This is a genomic window from Nostoc sp. (genome assembly GCF_036917655.1).
Classification (GTDB): Bacteria; Cyanobacteriota; Cyanobacteriia; order Cyanobacteriales; family Nostocaceae; genus Nostoc.
Map to the genome: position 1 here is coordinate 42,550 of NZ_JBALCY010000088.1, position 16,063 is coordinate 58,612.

General features: G+C 42.1%; 18 protein-coding genes. 6 read left to right on the plus strand and 12 right to left on the minus strand.

Annotated features, from left to right (window positions below):
- Positions 1-46: 46 nt before the first annotated feature.
- Complete coding sequence (locus tag V7K30_RS33825) at positions 47-1,399, plus strand: serine/threonine-protein kinase (protein WP_335006941.1); 1,353 nt, start codon at positions 47-49, stop codon at positions 1,397-1,399.
- A 96-nt stretch (positions 1,400-1,495) separates the two neighbouring features.
- Here V7K30_RS33825 and V7K30_RS33830 read toward each other — a convergent pair whose 3' ends face one another.
- From V7K30_RS33830 to V7K30_RS33840, 3 genes are all read right to left on the minus strand, one after another.
- Positions 1,496-2,005 (minus strand): SH3 domain-containing protein, encoded by a 510-nt coding sequence (locus V7K30_RS33830; protein ID WP_335006943.1) that lies wholly within the window; start codon positions 2,003-2,005, stop codon positions 1,496-1,498.
- A 227-nt stretch (positions 2,006-2,232) separates the two neighbouring features.
- Entirely contained in the window at positions 2,233-3,744 is a 1,512-nt protein-coding gene (locus V7K30_RS33835; RefSeq protein WP_335006945.1) for an AAA family ATPase, read from the minus strand.
- 188 nt (positions 3,745-3,932) lie between these two features.
- Positions 3,933-4,424, minus strand: a complete 492-nt coding sequence (locus V7K30_RS33840) for a hypothetical protein (protein WP_335006947.1) — start codon at positions 4,422-4,424, stop codon at positions 3,933-3,935.
- Between the two features lie 121 nt (positions 4,425-4,545).
- Between V7K30_RS33840 and V7K30_RS33845 the strand changes: the two genes are divergently transcribed.
- Positions 4,546-4,752 carry a hypothetical protein gene (locus V7K30_RS33845; RefSeq protein WP_335006949.1) on the plus strand — a complete coding sequence of 69 codons (207 nt, stop codon included), beginning with the start codon at positions 4,546-4,548 and terminating at the stop codon, positions 4,750-4,752.
- A gap of 100 nt (positions 4,753-4,852) precedes the next feature.
- Here the strand turns inward: V7K30_RS33845 and V7K30_RS33850 are convergent, their stop codons facing one another.
- The 7 genes from V7K30_RS33850 to V7K30_RS33880 all read right to left on the minus strand — a co-directional run bounded on the left by V7K30_RS33850 (position 4,853) and on the right by V7K30_RS33880 (position 9,098).
- On the minus strand, positions 4,853-5,371 hold the full coding sequence (locus tag V7K30_RS33850) for a YceD family protein (RefSeq protein ID WP_335006951.1): 519 nt from the start codon (positions 5,369-5,371) through the stop codon (positions 4,853-4,855).
- A 215-nt stretch (positions 5,372-5,586) separates the two neighbouring features.
- Positions 5,587-6,114: a Jag family protein gene (locus V7K30_RS33855; RefSeq protein ID WP_335006953.1), complete on the minus strand. Its 528-nt coding sequence runs from the start codon at positions 6,112-6,114 to the stop codon at positions 5,587-5,589.
- Positions 6,111-7,262, minus strand: coding sequence for a membrane protein insertase YidC (gene yidC / locus V7K30_RS33860; protein ID WP_335006955.1), 1,152 nt, complete (start codon positions 7,260-7,262; stop codon positions 6,111-6,113). The genes V7K30_RS33855 and yidC overlap by 4 nt, the downstream gene beginning before the upstream one ends.
- A 207-nt stretch (positions 7,263-7,469) precedes the next feature.
- Positions 7,470-7,862: a PH domain-containing protein gene (locus tag V7K30_RS33865; RefSeq protein ID WP_335006957.1), complete on the minus strand. Its 393-nt coding sequence runs from the start codon at positions 7,860-7,862 to the stop codon at positions 7,470-7,472.
- Complete coding sequence (gene rnpA / locus V7K30_RS33870; RefSeq protein ID WP_335006959.1) at positions 7,849-8,271, minus strand: ribonuclease P protein component; 423 nt, start codon at positions 8,269-8,271, stop codon at positions 7,849-7,851. The genes V7K30_RS33865 and rnpA overlap by 14 nt, the downstream gene beginning before the upstream one ends.
- A 29-nt stretch (positions 8,272-8,300) precedes the next feature.
- Positions 8,301-8,435 (minus strand): 50S ribosomal protein L34, encoded by a 135-nt coding sequence (rpmH, locus tag V7K30_RS33875; RefSeq protein ID WP_094327629.1) that lies wholly within the window; start codon positions 8,433-8,435, stop codon positions 8,301-8,303.
- Between the two features lie 150 nt (positions 8,436-8,585).
- Positions 8,586-9,098: a DUF2808 domain-containing protein gene (locus V7K30_RS33880; protein ID WP_335006961.1), complete on the minus strand. Its 513-nt coding sequence runs from the start codon at positions 9,096-9,098 to the stop codon at positions 8,586-8,588.
- A 763-nt stretch (positions 9,099-9,861) separates the two neighbouring features.
- Between V7K30_RS33880 and V7K30_RS33885 the strand changes: the two genes are divergently transcribed.
- The 4 genes from V7K30_RS33885 (at position 9,862) to V7K30_RS33900 (ending at position 13,461) form a co-directional block, all read left to right on the plus strand.
- Positions 9,862-11,028 (plus strand): Re/Si-specific NAD(P)(+) transhydrogenase subunit alpha, encoded by a 1,167-nt coding sequence (locus V7K30_RS33885; RefSeq protein ID WP_335006963.1) that lies wholly within the window; start codon positions 9,862-9,864, stop codon positions 11,026-11,028.
- A gap of 31 nt (positions 11,029-11,059) precedes the next feature.
- Positions 11,060-11,353, plus strand: a complete 294-nt coding sequence (locus V7K30_RS33890) for an NAD(P) transhydrogenase subunit alpha (protein WP_191757267.1) — start codon at positions 11,060-11,062, stop codon at positions 11,351-11,353.
- The gene (locus tag V7K30_RS33895) at positions 11,350-12,756 is read left to right on the plus strand and encodes an NAD(P)(+) transhydrogenase (Re/Si-specific) subunit beta (RefSeq protein WP_335006965.1); all 1,407 of its coding nucleotides are present in this window, start codon (positions 11,350-11,352) and stop codon (positions 12,754-12,756) included. The genes V7K30_RS33890 and V7K30_RS33895 overlap by 4 nt, the downstream gene beginning before the upstream one ends.
- Positions 12,757-13,014: 258 nt before the next feature.
- Positions 13,015-13,461 carry a hypothetical protein gene (locus tag V7K30_RS33900; protein ID WP_335006967.1) on the plus strand — a complete coding sequence of 149 codons (447 nt, stop codon included), beginning with the start codon at positions 13,015-13,017 and terminating at the stop codon, positions 13,459-13,461.
- 401 nt (positions 13,462-13,862) lie between these two features.
- Here the strand turns inward: V7K30_RS33900 and V7K30_RS33905 are convergent, their stop codons facing one another.
- Complete coding sequence (locus tag V7K30_RS33905) at positions 13,863-14,468, minus strand: RloB family protein (RefSeq protein ID WP_335006969.1); 606 nt, start codon at positions 14,466-14,468, stop codon at positions 13,863-13,865.
- Positions 14,468-15,868, minus strand: coding sequence for an AAA family ATPase (locus tag V7K30_RS33910; protein ID WP_335006971.1), 1,401 nt, complete (start codon positions 15,866-15,868; stop codon positions 14,468-14,470). The genes V7K30_RS33905 and V7K30_RS33910 overlap by 1 nt, the downstream gene beginning before the upstream one ends.
- Positions 15,869-16,063: the final 195 nt, after the last annotated feature.

The window sequence follows — 16,063 nt, forward strand, 5'->3', positions numbered from 1 at the left end:
TCGGATTCCTATATATAGTAATTGCAACAAATAGGACTCCTATAGCATGAGCTACTGTACCAATATTGATTGCCTGCGGCCGCAAAATTCTGACATCTCTCGTTTTTGTAATAGTTGTGGTCAGGAATTGTTACTCAAACAGCGATATCGCCCACTCGCTCTTATTGGACGTGGTGGCTTTGGGAGAACGTTTTTAGCTATTGATGAACATCTTCCATCTCAACCAAAATGTGCGATCAAACAGCTATGTTTTCAAGAGGAAAATACTGACGTTTGGCACAAAGCAGTCAAACTATTTCACCAAGAAGCCCTTCGTCTTAATGAACTAGAACACTCTCAAATACCCAAATTACTGGCGCACTTTGAACAAAATCAAAAGTTTTATATCGTCGAAGAATTAGTAGATGGACAAACACTCGCTCAAGAATTAAAACAACAAGGCGTTTTTAAAGAACCGCAAATTTGGGAGATATTAAAAAGTTTATTGATCACACTGCAATTTATCCATTCCCGACAAGTAATCCACCGAGATATTAAACCGGAAAATATTATGCGCCGTTCGATTCGAGGAGATTTGGTTTTAATAGATTTCGGAGTTGCTAAATTAGCCACTAATACGAGGCAACTTCGTACAGGCACAATAATAGGTAGTCCAGAATATATTGCTCCCGAACAATTGCGAGGAAAGGCATTACCAGCCAGCGATCTTTACAGCTTGGGTGTAACATGTGTTTACTTACTCACCGATGTTTCTCCATTTGATTTATTCGATATTGCTAACGATCGCTGGGTATGGCAGGAATATTTACCAGCAGACAATACTGTTAGCATTCGCCTCTGTGAAATCTTAGATAAACTTTTAAAAAATGCCGTTTCGCAACGCTTCAAATCTGCAACAGAAGCGTTGCAGATACTGGAACAACAACCAAATAAATTGCTAAATATTTCTAATTATCATACATTAACTAGTATTGATTACACGCATTTGGAGAATTTATTAGCAAAAGGAAAATGGCAATTAGCAGATCGAGAAACTTGGGAACTGATGTGTCAGGCACTAGCAAAGCCTAGAGGTAGCTATATACTTAGTAGTAATATTGATAAATTTACCTGTGAAGATTTACAGACCATTGACAATTTATGGGTGAATTACAGTCATGGACGCTTTGGTTTTAGCGTGCAAACACTTATTTACAAAAACGTGGATGGAGACTATGGAATTTTTTGTAATCAAGTTGGTTGGCATGTATACAATTATAGTTATGCCAACTCGGAATTCAATTTTAGTCTCAAAGCACCAATCGGTCATTTACCCTCACGCATTTGGATTGGTGGTTCTCAACCGTGGCGATATCCCAATGCTTTAGCTATAAAACTAGCAGCCTGTGGTATTAGTTAGTTTTGTTGAAAATTACTATAGGACTAATATGACGCCGTGTGCAACTTTCTCTCAAACCTAACCCCCAAGCCCTTCCCTTTTCTCTGATTTTTTAAGCTATTGTTGATCAACTTTTTCAGTATTACCTGCTTTTACCCAACCTTCTTGTTCGCTACCTTCCAAACGGATCTTTTGCCAAGCTTTATCCTCGCTTTCTTCTAAAACAATAATTTTCTGATTAAAACCAACCCCACCAATCCGTTCAGCTTCTTGATTTGGTTGCGATCGCAAACTCAAGCCTTCAGCCCAATTAACACGCCCTCGGTAAGCTCCCGATGGCAATGGTTTTGGTGATGGGGTAGCCTTTGGTGATTCTGTGGGAGTGGAGGTTGAGCTTGGAGACGATTGAGTTTGAGTCCCAGGTTTAAGGGCGAGTTTACCTCCTCGAGGCTCAGTTGCTTTTGGAGCTTGGGCTTTCACCGAGGGGCTATCGTTGGAAAAAACGGGTTTGGCAGGGGACATGCCAGTGCGATTCATGAAATAGAGTGCAACTGCAACACCGCCACCTACTAACACAGCGATCGCTAAGAAAAATCCCAGTATAAACTTTGTGAAGCCAGACAACATAGTTAAAACCTGATTATTAAGAGTCAAGGAGAGCCAGTCACGTGCGTATTTTCCCCCGTTGAGGAGCCAGCCTTGTGGGGAGTGGCGTTGAACTGGCTCTCAAGGGTTACGAGCAGAGAAACAATGTAACCCATCCGTATAAGAATCAATAGTCCATAATAATTCATCATTAACTATTGACTAGGGACTTTTGACTAATTCATTATTGTAGCTACTGCGGAATGCGTTTACGTAGTGCGCCGGAGGCGATCGCTCAAAGGATTGTGTTTCGATGCTAAACGCGCTCTCCCCGCAGCAGCCCATTCTTGAAGTTGCTGAATTTGCTCTACAGCAGTTCGCGCCAAGGGGATAATCTGACTGGCTGCTTCTAAAATGTCGTCGGTAGCAAAGTCGCGGTTTTGGCTAAATCCAATATGCATCGCTTCAATTAAAGTTTGCTCAATCTCTGCCCCAGAAAAATCGGGCGTTTCGTATGCTAATCTGTCGATGTCATAACTTTTCAAGTTATGGGGGCGCAATCGGGATAAATGAACATCATAAATTGCTTTTCTCTCTTCTTGGGTGGGCAATCCCACAAAGAAAATTTCATCAAATCGCCCCTTACGGAGCATTTCCGGCGGTAAGGCTTGGATGTCGTTGGCGGTGGCGACGACAAAAACGGGTGAGCTTTTTTCGGCTAGCCAGTTAATAAATGTGCCAAACACACGGCTGGCTGTTCCGGCATCACCTTTGCTACCAACTCCGGCAAAGGCTTTATCTATTTCATCAATCCACAAAATACAAGGAGCGAGGGCTTCAGCGACTTGGATCATTTGGCGAGTCCGAGATTCTGATTCACCCACCAAACCACCAAATAACCTCCCGACATCCAGACGTAACAAGGGTAAATGCCAGTGATGAGCGATCGCTTTTGCCGTTAACGATTTACCAGTTCCCTGAATACCCACCAACATTAAACCACGGGGGTGCGGTAATCCGTACTGTCGCGCCTTATCAGTAAAGGAGCCTCCCCGGCGAATCAGCCAATCTTTGAGGTTATCCAGTCCGCCAATATCAGAAATTTGCTCAGTGGCGGGGTAGAAGTCCAGGATTTGGGTTTGGCGGATAGTTTGGCGCTTTTCTTCCAAAACGAGATCCACGTCTTCTGGCTGCAATTCTCCGTGGGTAGCGATCGCTTTTGCCAAAACCCGGCGAATCCGTTCCATCGAAAGTCCTTGACAAGAGCGCACCAAGTCATCTAAAACTTTGCCAGAAAGGGAGTTACTAGTGCTTTGCAGTAAGCGTTCCACCTCAGTTTTAATTTCTGGGGCGGCGGGTAAGGGAAACTCGACGACTGTTAGCACTTCGGTTAAGTCGTCAGGAATGGCGATGCGTGGCGACAATAGGACAATATTTTTTGGTTGCGACTTCAGAAGTCTCGACAGATTGCGGAGTTTGCGGGCGATCGCGACATCATCTAAAAAGCGATGATAATCTCGGAGAATCAATACCGCAGGTGCAGAAGCTGGTAATTTTTCGATAAATTCCAAAGCTTGCAATGGGTTACGTCGCCCAAACCCAGCATCATTGGGGTTTCCTTGGTAGCCATCGACAAAATCCCAAGTATACACTGGGCGATTACCCTGGTTGGTTGCTTCTTCCCGAATAGCTGTTTCTACCCGCTCCTCTTCGTATGTGGGAATATAAATTAAGGGGTAGCGGGCGCGTAGCAGCAGTTTAAACTCTTCACGGAAGTTCATATTTAGCTGTGGTTATTAGTTCTTCTCTCATTGTTCAGGTTTGTATCGCTTATAACAACTAAAAAACCAATATCTACCAGTTCATAGCGATTGCCAGTGCGATCGCTCTATGTGAGATATTTTTTAAAGGTGAGCGATCGCTAGTTTTGCGTTCAGGAAATTTTTTGAGTCTAGAGTGGGCAAATTGGTTAGGGTACGTTCAATAAACCTCTTACGCCAGCCCACGCATGTATAAAATCTCGGATTTCATTTACACGCGATGTAGGATTTGCCTTGCCGTCCTTAATTTTTAGGATATAACCGAGTTGGTGGAAGTGTGGAATGAGGTTGAGATAATCTTCGCTTTTGGCATCATCACTAAAGCCTGGATTTAGCCAATGAATAAATAAATGATATTCTCGCTCTGCGAAGTAGTTAATTGTTTGTGTAACATCGCTTCTGTACTGCATCGAACAAAGAACAATACGTGGACTTTCGGAGTTGATAATCTTGCCGACATAAGTTTCTCGCTCTTCAGGCGACCCACTAACAAGGAAGACATTCACCCACTCTGTATCAGACAACAGCAATTGACGTTGGCGTGTGCCGGTCTTGACAGTCCTTCCAAACAGTGTGTTCCAACTCTTGCTCTTGCCAGCATTTGTGTGAGCCAAAACTCCAATCAATAAGCGCTCAGTCATATTTCGATACCAACTATTGCTCTGACTCAACCTAACCTCTGCCTAAAAACGCCGTCCTTAGCAAATTACCGGAAATCAAGAATCGCGGTTTGAATAGCAGGTTAACAGAAAGAATAGGCGTATGAGTCGTAACCCAACCAAAATGTACCCTAAGAAAAACTTTCTCTACAACAGAACTCAGTCAGCATCCTTTGAACAATCTAAAAACTATTTAATTACTATTGGCTCGTACTATAGCAATCTTGAATCATTCGTGAGAAACAAGATCCCCGACAACTTTTACGAAGTCGGGGATCTGCGAGTTGCAATTCTCAAAAATCAAATCTGATTCCTATATAAGTATTTAATAAAATATAAAACAATAAGCCTGTGTAGACAGGCTTAGTTCGTGTAGGCGCAGACTTAAGTTTGACGGAATTACCAAATTACTACCCTGGAAGTTGCTTTTTCAGTGCTTCCAGAGAAGCCCAACGGTGATCAACTGGAGTTTCAGGACTATCAGAACTATCAACAGTACTACTTACAGGAATACCTGGACAATTGCGATCGCACAGCTGGCGCTGGGGTACTGCCAAGCACATCTGCTCATAGAGCCATTCGTTGGGATAAAAATAACCATCGGGCGGTAGAGTTTCAAGCAATTCTTCCATAATCACTTCCCTTTCTAAAGGTAAGTCATTTAGCTGATTTGCAGTTTCGTCTAACCAGATGATTTCTTTCGTATCAAGCCCTAAACGTCGATTGTATTGCTGCAAGCAGCGGTTGCAGGTACAAGTAATAATTGTTTCTGCCTGACTAGACACTTCCAAGTAATTGCCATGATGCTGCACGCGCACATGACCGCGAACTGGTGTCAACGTTTCCAGACCAGGCAGAAATTCCTCAACTTGAACTTCCTCTGTCCGCTCCGGGGCTTTAGCTAGCTGCGGAATATAAATTGCGTCCATAGGATTTGTGAGACATCCTCACGAAAATTAATGGTGATTATCAGCAATTATACTGATACTACATTATTATTTTAGCTTTTAGGAACAAGAGAAATTTTGAAATTATATAGTTATGAGCTTCATTAACTCCTAACCCCTGTACAGACGCGATTAATCGCGTCTCTCCTAACTCCTAACCCCTGTACAGACGCGATTAATCGCGTCTCTCCTAACTCCTAACTCCCAACTTCTTCCAACGAAGCTGGTCGCACAACGAGATGACGATGCGGCTCTTTACCGCGACTGAAGGTTTCCAAATCTCCAAATTCCTTCAAGAAGGTATGGATTTGTCGCCTTTCAGCAGAACTGAGGGATTTGATTTCCACTTCTCTACCAGAAAAGCGCACTTCATCGGCTGCTGCTTCTGCTAATGCGCGAATTTCGGCCTCTCTTTTGACCCGGTAGCCATTCAACTCAATAGTGTAAGAGGCTTGTTCCTCAGGGGGTTGGCTTAGGTTTAAAACCGAATTTGCTAGATACTGAATCGCATCTAGCACAGAACCATCGGCACCAATTAATACCTGGATTTGTTCTGTCGTCAAATTAGTTTGGTCAATTGTTAACCAGTAGTTATCTGGTTCTGGGGAATCGCTGTCTTGAGATTGGGCACTTTCTAAATGACCCTGAATCTCAGCAGGGACTCCAGTGAGTTCCAGCAGGGTTTTTAACCACTGCTGACCTCGCTGCATGGGAATGTTGCTCATGATCCCCCTGTGGCCTTTTTCTTGGCACTTTTTGGTTCAAATGGCAATGCCTTTTGTTCTGTGACTACTGCTTCTTTCTCCTGGGTTTCTACAATTTTTTGCAGTTCTTCTGGTAGAGGTTCGCGGGAGAGAAGATAAGTTTGTGCGGTTTGGAAAATATTACCAATCACCATATACATCAGCACCCCAGCTGGTAGGGGGAAGAACAAAAACATCCCAGAAAAGATGACTGGGGTAATTTTGTTAACTGTATCCTGCTGTGGATTGCCACCGCTGGAATTTTGCCCAGAAAGCATTTGGCTAACATAAAGGCTAATCCCAAAGAAGACGATCATGGCGACAATATCCCAGTGGATTGTGCCATCTGGATCTTGTGCGCCAACCCTCCCTAAAGCATCAATAAATAGAAAGCCTTTTTCTGCTGCTAGTCCAGGAATTGTTCCTTGAATGCTAACTTCTCCCGGTTGCAAGGCTTCTACATTGCCCTGAGCATCAATTTTTATCTTATCTTCGCCTTTGGTGACTTTCCAATAAGGAATCAGCTTATTTTCTGGATGTTCTGCTAAGAGCACCTGAAATGGTTTGCCCTCAATGGTCTGATACTGTATCTTGGTTTGTTCTCCCACCGCTAGTTTGTTTCCGCTGGGAAGGATTGCAGCTACTTTAACGTGTTCCCCATCCGCAACGTAAATATTTTGAGGAGCAGTAGCAAAGGCTTGCGGTTGAATTTGCTCGATTTGTTCTGCGGGAAAGATTTGCAGGTTAACGCTGTAGTTCGCACTTGCAAAAGGCGAACCCCGCAAAGTCGCGAACAGGGCGAATAAGACGGGCATTTGCACTAGTAATGGAAAACAGCCTGCTAAAGGGTTGCCAAATTCTTTTTGGACATTGACCATTTCCTCCTGCTGCTTTTGCGGTTCATCCTTATAGCGCTCTTTGATTGCTGCCATCCGCTTCTGCATCAGAGGTTGTACAATTCGCATTTTCCGCATGTTGCGAATTGAGCCAGCACTCAGGGGATAGAGCGCGAAGCGGACTATCAATGTCAAAGCAACGATCGCCAATCCGTAGCTAGGCACAATACCATAGAAAAAATCTATGATTGGCAGCATCACGTTGTTCGAGAGAAAGCCGATACCAAAATCCATTATTCTGAATTCAACCTGAGGTACTGTAAACTGACTGAATCTAATTTATCTAAATCATAATTTGTCGGCGACTATCCTTCGCTACGGATAGCCGCACATTCAAATGGGGCATGGGGCAATTCAATTTTGGATTTTAAATTTTGGATTAAATTTCAATCTAAAATCCAAAATCTAAAATTCTTGCTCCCCCTACTTCCCTTACTCCCATCACTTATTGGCAGCAGCGCTATATTCGGGATTTTTCGCAGCAATTCTTTCATTGATGTAGTCATAGATTTCCCGAAATTTGGGAATTGCACGCAATTCGAGACGACTGCCGTTCCTCAGGGTTAGCACCATATCACCCCATAAGCCAATGCCACGTGGGATTTTGACGACTTTGACAATTTCTGAGTAAATTACGTCAGTGCGATCGCGCCCCTGCCAACCTCCCGTCACGGTAATTCGGCGATCGGTGATCCGGAAACGCAGCCACAATGCTCTGACAATTGCCCCGACTGTTAATGGTATGCCAACGACAGTTAGCCCAATCAGCAGGTTGATAATTAAATCCCCAAGATGGGGGCCACCTTCATAATAGACATCTTCACGAATTCCCATCGAACACCTCAGCTTGTGCCAACAACTGCTCTAATTCTTGCAGAAATTGTGGGCTTACGCACTTAGATTCTGCTGCTGTGGGTTTGACAATGACCACTAGCCGCCATCCTGGTGATAGTTTGGGCAGTAAGTTGTATAGAGCAGCGGTAATTTGCCGTTTGATTCGGTTGCGAACTACTGCCCTTTTGCTAACTTTTGTGCTTATGGAAATGCCAATCCGCGTGCTGGCAAGATGTGCTGAGTCAGTTGCTTGTGTAGTCTGGGTGGCAGTGTCCAAAGAAGGTTTTGTTAAATATAACGGCTTTAAGGCTCTCAATGTTAAATAAGAGCCATGACACCGAATCCCTTGCCGGAAAACTGCCTGGAAATCCTTTCGGGATTTTAGCCGATTTGCTTTAGGCAAAGCCACAGATGCTCTTTCTTTTGGCTAAATATGCCCTAAACGCTCAAACGGTGACGTCCCTTTCTTCTCCTGGCGCTAATTACGTTTCTGCCGTCTGGTGTCCGCATCCTGGCGCGAAAACCAGAGGTTCTTTTTCTCTTACGGCTAGTGCCGCCTAGTGTTCTTTTCATACTGTTCTCCTCTTAGGTGATTTTTATAAAAACTCACAATCTGCAATCGTATCACTTTTTTAGTGACTTGGGAATTGGGAATTGATAAAGACGGAGAGTGACAGGGTGCTGAATTAGGAGCTATTATTCCTTAGTCCCCAGTCCCCAGTCTTAATTGATGCTCAAAATCCATGTTCCCATGTAGCGCAATAGTGGCACATCACCAGGGGAGAGCACTTGACAGTTAAAATAGTAAACTCCGCCGAAGGATGGGTTTTTAACGTTAGATAAAACTAACTCAACTGCGCTACCTGCTGGTACCGGCTCTTGGGGAAAAATATTAATCAGCTTACCTTCTTTGTCCCACTTCACCTCAGAAAGTGGAACTGCTTTGCCTTTGACTCGCACTTCAATTTCTTTCTGGTCAAAAGTTCCTTTGTAATAATCAGGGTAGGTAATGGCAAATTGACCAACTGCCAATTTCATTCTTTTGGCTGGAATCCTCAATATGTATCGATCCCAACCATTAGCTTGTCCACCAAAATCTAACCTAAAGGGCAGTTGATTTTCGGCTTTGACGCCGCTAAATAGCGTAAATCCAGGTAAACTTTGTGCCCAAGTCAGGGCTGGAAATCCAGTCACTAAACAGCTAGTCACGGCTAAAGCGGAAAGTAAACGTCGCATAATTGGGCTTCCTCTACCAAAATATAAATCTGTTATCTAAATAACCGTGTGTTAGTATTCGTTATTAAAGTTTACTACTCACTTCCTGACAATTGACGTTCAGTAACAACAAAAAGTGCCATCCTCCCTGATGTTTGGGCGACAGCAAAATTACTTAGTTATAAATTTAGCTTATACTCAATTTACTTGATTACCCTCACAGAGTGATGATTTGATGACTAGGTTGGTCAAATTTTGAACTAAATAGAAACACAGTTGGGATTGGATTGTGTTTCCAAATATGTATAAGTGTATCTAAATTTGATAATTTTGTTATAAAAATTGAGCCACGCCATCAGCGATCGCCACTTAACTTGCGCTAAATTGATTAAAATAAGTTGGAATCAAAGTCGTAATCCTTAAAATTTAATTTGGAAATTATAAAACTTTCAAAATTTGGTCAATATTACTCTATAAGAAAGGAATACCAAAATTTATCAATCCCGAAAACAAGCTGAAGATAAAGATGCAAAATTTGGGAATCATCAATTTAGGATGTGCAATAGGTAACTCTGTTTGCAACTATCTGAAAATATGACCTCTGCGAGGGGCAAAGTCAGGCTTTGCCTGGACAGCTAAGAGTAGGAGAGAAAAGTTTCAAGGTTCAATCTACCAGTAAAATTCATGGCTGATGTTCCTGCCTAAATAGTATGGGTGCGGGATACTCCTCATTTGGACAATCGCTTACTTGGCAGAGATTAGGTATTTATCTTCAGGAGATTTCATGAGAATAGCAGTTGCTAAAGAGATTGAAGTTTGTGAACGTCGTGTGGCATTAATTCCTGACGCCGTTGCCCGATTGGTAAAACAAGGTTTGGAAGTCTGGGTAGAAACAGGTGCAGGAGAGGGAGCTTTTTTCAACGATTCTGCCTATGAAGCAGCAGGAGCCACAATAATCAGCGATAGTGCCAAACTATGGGGCGAAACAGATATTCTGCTGAAAGTCAGCCCACCGCAAGAACGAGAAGATGGACGCTCAGAAATTGAATTACTCCGGGAAGGGGCAGTATTAATCAGTTTCCTCAATCCTTTGGGAAATCCCGCAATAGCACAGCAACTGGCAAATCGTCAAGTCACAGCTTTGAGTATGGAGATGATTCCCCGTACTACCAGGGCGCAAAGTATGGATGCTTTGTCCTCGCAAGCTTCATTAGCAGGTTACAAGGCTGTATTAATTGCCGCAGCAGCATTACCGAAATATTTCCCGATGTTAACCACAGCCGCAGGTACGATCGCACCAGCGAAAGTATTTATTATGGGTGCTGGTGTAGCCGGATTGCAAGCGATCGCTACCGCTAGACGTTTGGGAGCAGTAGTAGAAGCCTTTGATATCCGTCCTGCCGTTAAAGAAGAAGTGCAAAGCTTAGGGGCAAAATTCGTTGAAGTCAAATTAGACGAAGAAACTGTCGCTGCTGGCGGTTACGCCAAGGAAATTTCTGAGGCTAGCAAACAACGTACCCAAGAAGTTGTCGCCGAACACGTCAAAAATTCTGATGTGGTGATTACTACAGCTCAAGTTCCTGGGAGACAAGCACCACGGCTAGTTACAGAAGAAATGGTAGCACAAATGAAACCAGGTTCAGTGATTGTGGATTTAGCTGCTGACCAGGGTGGTAACTGCGCTTGTACAGAACCCGGTAAAGATATTGTCTGGAACGGTGTGACAATTATCGGCCCCATCAATCTCCCATCATCAATGCCAATTCACGCCAGCCAATTGTATGCCAAGAACGTAACTTCGTTGATGCAACTGCTAATTAAAGACAAAGCTTTGCAGGTTGACTTTAGCGACGACATCGTTGATGCAGCTTGCGTTACCCACGCTGGTGAAATTCGCAATCAACGAGTGCGGGATGCACTACAAGCATTGAGCGGCGTTGGAGCAGGTTAGTAGCCAAATTACCATAAGGAGTTTTGATTTCATGACAGAGGCATTACTTGCTGCTTTGTTTGTATTTGTTTTGGCATCTTTTATTGGCTTTGAAGTCATCAACAAAATCCCACCGACTCTACACACGCCCTTAATGTCAGGCTCAAACGCGATTTCTGGGATTGCGGTACTTGGGGCAATAGTTGCTGCTGGTGCGAGAGACACGAATGTATCGGTAATTCTCGGTTTGATTGCTGTGGTATTGGCAACAATCAACGTTGTCGGTGGTTTTTTAGTGACAGACAGAATGTTGCAAATGTTCAAGAAGAAGGAGATTAAGGCGTGAGCGACTTTTTACCAACTGGCATTCAGCTGACGTACTTAGTCGCTGCATCGTTATTCATTCTGGGGTTGAAAAAGCTGGGATCACCTGCTACAGCAAGAAACGGGAATCTCGTCGCGGCTGTAGGGATGCTGCTGGCGATCGCCGCGACAATGCTGGATCAACATGTGTTGAATTACGAGATGATATTGTTGGGCTTGGCGATTGGATCGGGAATTGGTGCGATCGTAGCTTACAAAGTCCAAATGACCGAAATGCCCCAAATGGTGGGTTTACTTAACGGCTTGGGCGGTGCGGCTTCGGCATTAGTAGCTGTTGCCGAATTTTGGCGGTTATTAGATAGTTCTCAGTCGATACCCCTAGATGTGAACATTTCCATCCTTTTGGATGTGTTAATCGGTGGTATTACCTTCACGGGTAGTTTTTTAGCCTTTGCCAAATTGCAAGGTTTAATCAGTGGTTCGCCGATTACATTTCCATTCCAGCAACCATTTAACCTCTTGCTTCTGGGTGCTTATTTAGTAGGTAGTGCTTACTTAATCATCACACCAGATAGCTTACCCATATTCTTGGGAGTAGTTGGCGTTTCATTGTTGCTGGGCGTGATGTTCGTCCTCCCCATTGGTGGCGGCGATATGCCAGTGGTAATCTCGCTGTTGAACTCGTTGTCAGGTGTGGCGGCGGCGGCGGCGGGGTTCGTGGTGATGAACAATATGTTAATCATCGCTGGGGCTTTGGTAGGAGCATCTGGCTTAATCCTCACCGAAATTATGTGTAAGGCGATGAACCGCTCCTTATTTAGTGTGCTGTTCAGCGCTTTTGGTACAGGTTCTAGTTCTGGTGGTGCTGCTGCTAGTGGTGGTGCAACTGATCAAACCGTCCGCAGCATTGATGCTGAAGAAGGGGCGATGATGTTAGGTTATGCCCGTTCTGTGGTAATTGTGCCTGGTTATGGTATGGCAGTTGCCCAAGCGCAACATAGCGTCCGGGAATTGTCAGATCAGTTAGAAAAAATGGGCGTTGATGTTAAGTATGCGATTCACCCCGTTGCTGGGAGAATGCCGGGACACATGAATGTGTTGCTGGCGGAGGCAAATGTGCCTTATACGCAGTTGTACGATATGGATGATATTAATCCCCAGTTTGATCAAGCAGATGTGGCTTTAGTAATTGGGGCAAATGATGTGGTAAATCCGGCGGCGCGGAGTGATAAGAATAGCCCGATTTATGGTATGCCGATTTTGGAAGTAGATCGGGCGAAGCAGACGATTGTGATTAAGCGCGGGATGAGTACGGGTTTTGCCGGTGTAGATAATGAGTTGTTCTACAAGGATAAAACGACGATGCTTTTTGGTGGCGCCAAGGATATGGTGGCGAAGTTGGTTTCGGAAGTGAAGCAACTTTAACGAACCGCAGAGGCGCAGAGAGCGCGGAGTAAAGAAAGAATGTAGAGAGTTAGCTTGCCTTGGGGCTTTGATGTTTCTGAGGCAAGTTTTTTTGTCGGGAAATTACCTCATGCAAAGGCGCAAAGAATAGAAAGTTTATTTATTATAGACTTGATAATTTATGAAAATTTTCAGTTTGGTTATTTTACTTGACATTTCATGTATACTCCATTACTTTTCACTAACAAATTTTAATTTTCCAAGTAAAATAACAGAGTTATGTTAAGTCAATATTTTTTTAATGATGAGCTTATAAAAAAAAGAGTCGATGCATTTTATGGATATGGTAATTATGAAGGACATTATTGGTTTATTGGTATGGAAGAAAGAGGAGAAGATTTTCAAGATATTGAAAAAAGAATAAATATATGGTCAAACAGGGGCAAATGTGAAATAGATGATGTTGCAGAATATCATATAGATATGGAAACATGGGACGAAAAAATACAACCAACATGGAATAAATTGATTCGCATTGTCTTAAGTGCTAAAGGAACAGGGAATATTGATATAGAAGATGTCCGTAAATATCAAATAAACGAATTAGCTAGAAAATATAAAGAGACTTGTTTATTAGAATTATTACCTTTACCCTCATCATCTCTTAAACATTGGGTATATGGTGAATATTCTAAGGTTACTTTTTTATCTAATAGAGATACTTAGAAAAATTATTGTCTTGAAAAGCGAATAAATCATATTAGTCAAAGAATAAAAGAACATCAACCTAAAGCTGTTGTTTTCTATGGTATAGGATATGAATATTCTTGGAGAAGAATAACTGAAAAAATAACGGATGTTGAGTTTTCACCAACTTCAGAAGATTTATTAATTTGTCAAAATAGTCAGACTGTGTTTGTTATAGCTAAACATCCTGTAACTAGAGGTTTAACAAATGAATATTTCCATAATATTGGTAGATCAATCGCTGCTAAAATAGCGGAAAAATAATTATTTGCTTAGTTTGTGGTTCGTTTAAAAAGATCGATCCCCTGCAAAATCTCCACTGTGCGTAGGCGAAGCCCACCGTAGGCTTTGAGGCAAGTTTTTTGTGTTTTATTCTGAAATTAGTTACTCAAGCTTTGGAGAAGAATTTCAACAAGCCTATATACGTGTGTTCCTAATGTAGGAGGCCAGTTGTGTTGAGATTTGGGGTGCAGCAATTTTGCACGATTTGTTGCATCCGCAATATTAGGTTTGTATAAAGATAAATCTAGATTACTACTATTGTAACTTCCTAAAAGTGTTCGTAGTCTCGATTTAAAATCCTGGCAGGTTTTATCTTCAGAGTTTAAATCTTCAAAGTGTAGACACAACCAAATTTCAAAACACGGGTTGCTGACAGCTAAATAATAATCTTTTTGTCTGGCTTGACTACACACCATACTCAAATTCTTTTCTCCCCAACGGTCTACGTCAAGGACAAGCCAAAGCATATCGTCTTTATTTAAATCATATTGCTCCTTAAAGGTATTCAAGCGTTCTAACACGTATTGGGGAGCAGATTTACCATCATCCCCAGTAGCTAACACTTCTACTTTAATTCGGGTACTATGAAACATTCCAAAATATTGCTTTTCTGTTTCTTTACCCTCAGTCGCTACTATGAAAAGCTTTGCATCTCTTCGGTCATGCTGACGATCCAGTAGTTTAGTTCGATTGATTCTTCCCATCACTTCTGGCTCATCTCTACAGATTTATCTGTTTCACAAAACCATCCTAAATTTTGTGGATCTCCAAAAAAAGGAATAGCTCCAAACCGACCATTTAAGTAACCTTTCTCAATTTTTAGGTCAGGTCTAATCTTGAATTCTGCTAAAGAATAAAGGTTGGACATACCCTGCTGGTTCTTCTCAACAAACCAAATCTCATCACGTCGTAGTAAATCTAAATCGAGTAGGTTTGTATCGTGAGTTGTAAAGATTAATTGATTACTTTTTTCTCTACAATCTATTACTGCTTGTACAAAACATCGAGATAGGAGAGGATGCAAACGCCTATCAAGTTCATCTAAAAAAATGACCTTTTCAGTTTCTTCCTTTAAGAGAAAGAGACATGGAACAAGATTAATCAAGCGTTGAGTTCCTTCTGACTCTTCTTCAATCGTAAAATCAATAAGATGTCCATCTTCATGACGATGCTGAGTTTTTAATTGAATTAAGCTTAATTGACCGCCTTCACTTTTGACAAGGAGATACCGTTTACCTCTTGTATTTTCTATCATTGCTACTGAGTTATCATCAGCTTCCGCAAGCTTCTCAAGAAAATTCTCTCTTACAGTTTTAGGCATAGTTGGAAAGTGTTGATCAAAATCTAGCTCAATTTCTTCAGTACTTATAGAATCAATTCCTGTTCCAGCAAATTGAAGAAACTCACTGAGAAAATTTGTAAAAGATTCATTACCAAGTATTCCAATTTCTAAACCTCGAGAATCTGCCTCTGCTGGAATAATAGTTAGTACTTTTCTAAACCAGTTTGCAACTGGAAGTAAAGTTTGAACATTACGCTCAATCGCTTCTGTTAAGAAAAGTTGATTCGGACGAGTTCCTTCTGCAATAAAATCTAAAAATTGTTTACGTTTATAACTTCTACCTTTAAGTACTGAACCATAGTCTAGACTCGTTTCTTTTTCTACAGAAGTGATCCGCTCAAAGTACATAACTTCTTGCTTTTTACCACGAGGAATGGCATAAAGCCACTCCTCAAAAATTTGTTCTCTATTCAACTTAAATCCATAAGAATATTGAGTTTCTTGATATGTAAAAACAAATGCAAACTTACTGGGCTGTTTATTATAATCACTAAGTTTGAATGGGGAAACAGGAATGGATTTACTACTTCGAGTACCTTCTACAACAAGATTTTGTACAAAGTTGAGAGCCTCTATGAGATTTGACTTGCCGGCTGCATTTGCACCATAAATTGCAGCAATAGGCAGCAACGAACGCCCTTTACCTGCGGCATTTTCAGCAAGATGATCTATGTGTTGTTGGTCACTGCTAACCCCCACCATACTGAAGGTAACTTCATCTCTAAAAGACAAAAAGTTTTGTATAGTAAGTTGAATTAGCATTATTTTGTACCCAAAGTATTCCTATTTTAAACTGCACCTCGTTCCATAATAAGCTCAAACCAACATCTTAGGAGAGAAAATCTCGTAAGTCCTTAATTATTGAGCAATCTCTAATTTTTCCCTCTACAGTTAGCGATCGCTCTCTTCCTCCGCGTCTCTACGTGAGATAAAAAAGCGTAGGCGAAGCCCGCCGAA

Bases quoted from the DNA above. Each gene is read 5' to 3' on its own strand.
- V7K30_RS33825 (WP_335006941.1), top strand. From the start codon at position 47: ATGAGCTACTGTACCAATATTGATTGCCTGCGGCCGCAAAATTCTGAC.
- V7K30_RS33830 (WP_335006943.1), bottom strand. From the start codon at position 2,005: ATGTTGTCTGGCTTCACAAAGTTTATACTGGGATTTTTCTTAGCGATC.
- V7K30_RS33835 (WP_335006945.1), bottom strand. From the start codon at position 3,744: ATGAACTTCCGTGAAGAGTTTAAACTGCTGCTACGCGCCCGCTACCCC.
- V7K30_RS33840 (WP_335006947.1), bottom strand. From the start codon at position 4,424: ATGACTGAGCGCTTATTGATTGGAGTTTTGGCTCACACAAATGCTGGC.
- V7K30_RS33845 (WP_335006949.1), top strand. From the start codon at position 4,546: ATGAGTCGTAACCCAACCAAAATGTACCCTAAGAAAAACTTTCTCTAC.
- V7K30_RS33850 (WP_335006951.1), bottom strand. From the start codon at position 5,371: ATGGACGCAATTTATATTCCGCAGCTAGCTAAAGCCCCGGAGCGGACA.
- V7K30_RS33855 (WP_335006953.1), bottom strand. From the start codon at position 6,114: ATGAGCAACATTCCCATGCAGCGAGGTCAGCAGTGGTTAAAAACCCTG.
- yidC (WP_335006955.1), bottom strand. From the start codon at position 7,262: ATGGATTTTGGTATCGGCTTTCTCTCGAACAACGTGATGCTGCCAATC.
- V7K30_RS33865 (WP_335006957.1), bottom strand. From the start codon at position 7,862: ATGGGAATTCGTGAAGATGTCTATTATGAAGGTGGCCCCCATCTTGGG.
- rpmH (WP_094327629.1), bottom strand. From the start codon at position 8,435: ATGAAAAGAACACTAGGCGGCACTAGCCGTAAGAGAAAAAGAACCTCT.
- V7K30_RS33880 (WP_335006961.1), bottom strand. From the start codon at position 9,098: ATGCGACGTTTACTTTCCGCTTTAGCCGTGACTAGCTGTTTAGTGACT.
- V7K30_RS33885 (WP_335006963.1), top strand. From the start codon at position 9,862: ATGAGAATAGCAGTTGCTAAAGAGATTGAAGTTTGTGAACGTCGTGTG.
- V7K30_RS33890 (WP_191757267.1), top strand. From the start codon at position 11,060: ATGACAGAGGCATTACTTGCTGCTTTGTTTGTATTTGTTTTGGCATCT.
- V7K30_RS33900 (WP_335006967.1), top strand. From the start codon at position 13,015: ATGTTAAGTCAATATTTTTTTAATGATGAGCTTATAAAAAAAAGAGTC.
- V7K30_RS33905 (WP_335006969.1), bottom strand. From the start codon at position 14,468: ATGGGAAGAATCAATCGAACTAAACTACTGGATCGTCAGCATGACCGA.
- V7K30_RS33910 (WP_335006971.1), bottom strand. From the start codon at position 15,868: ATGCTAATTCAACTTACTATACAAAACTTTTTGTCTTTTAGAGATGAA.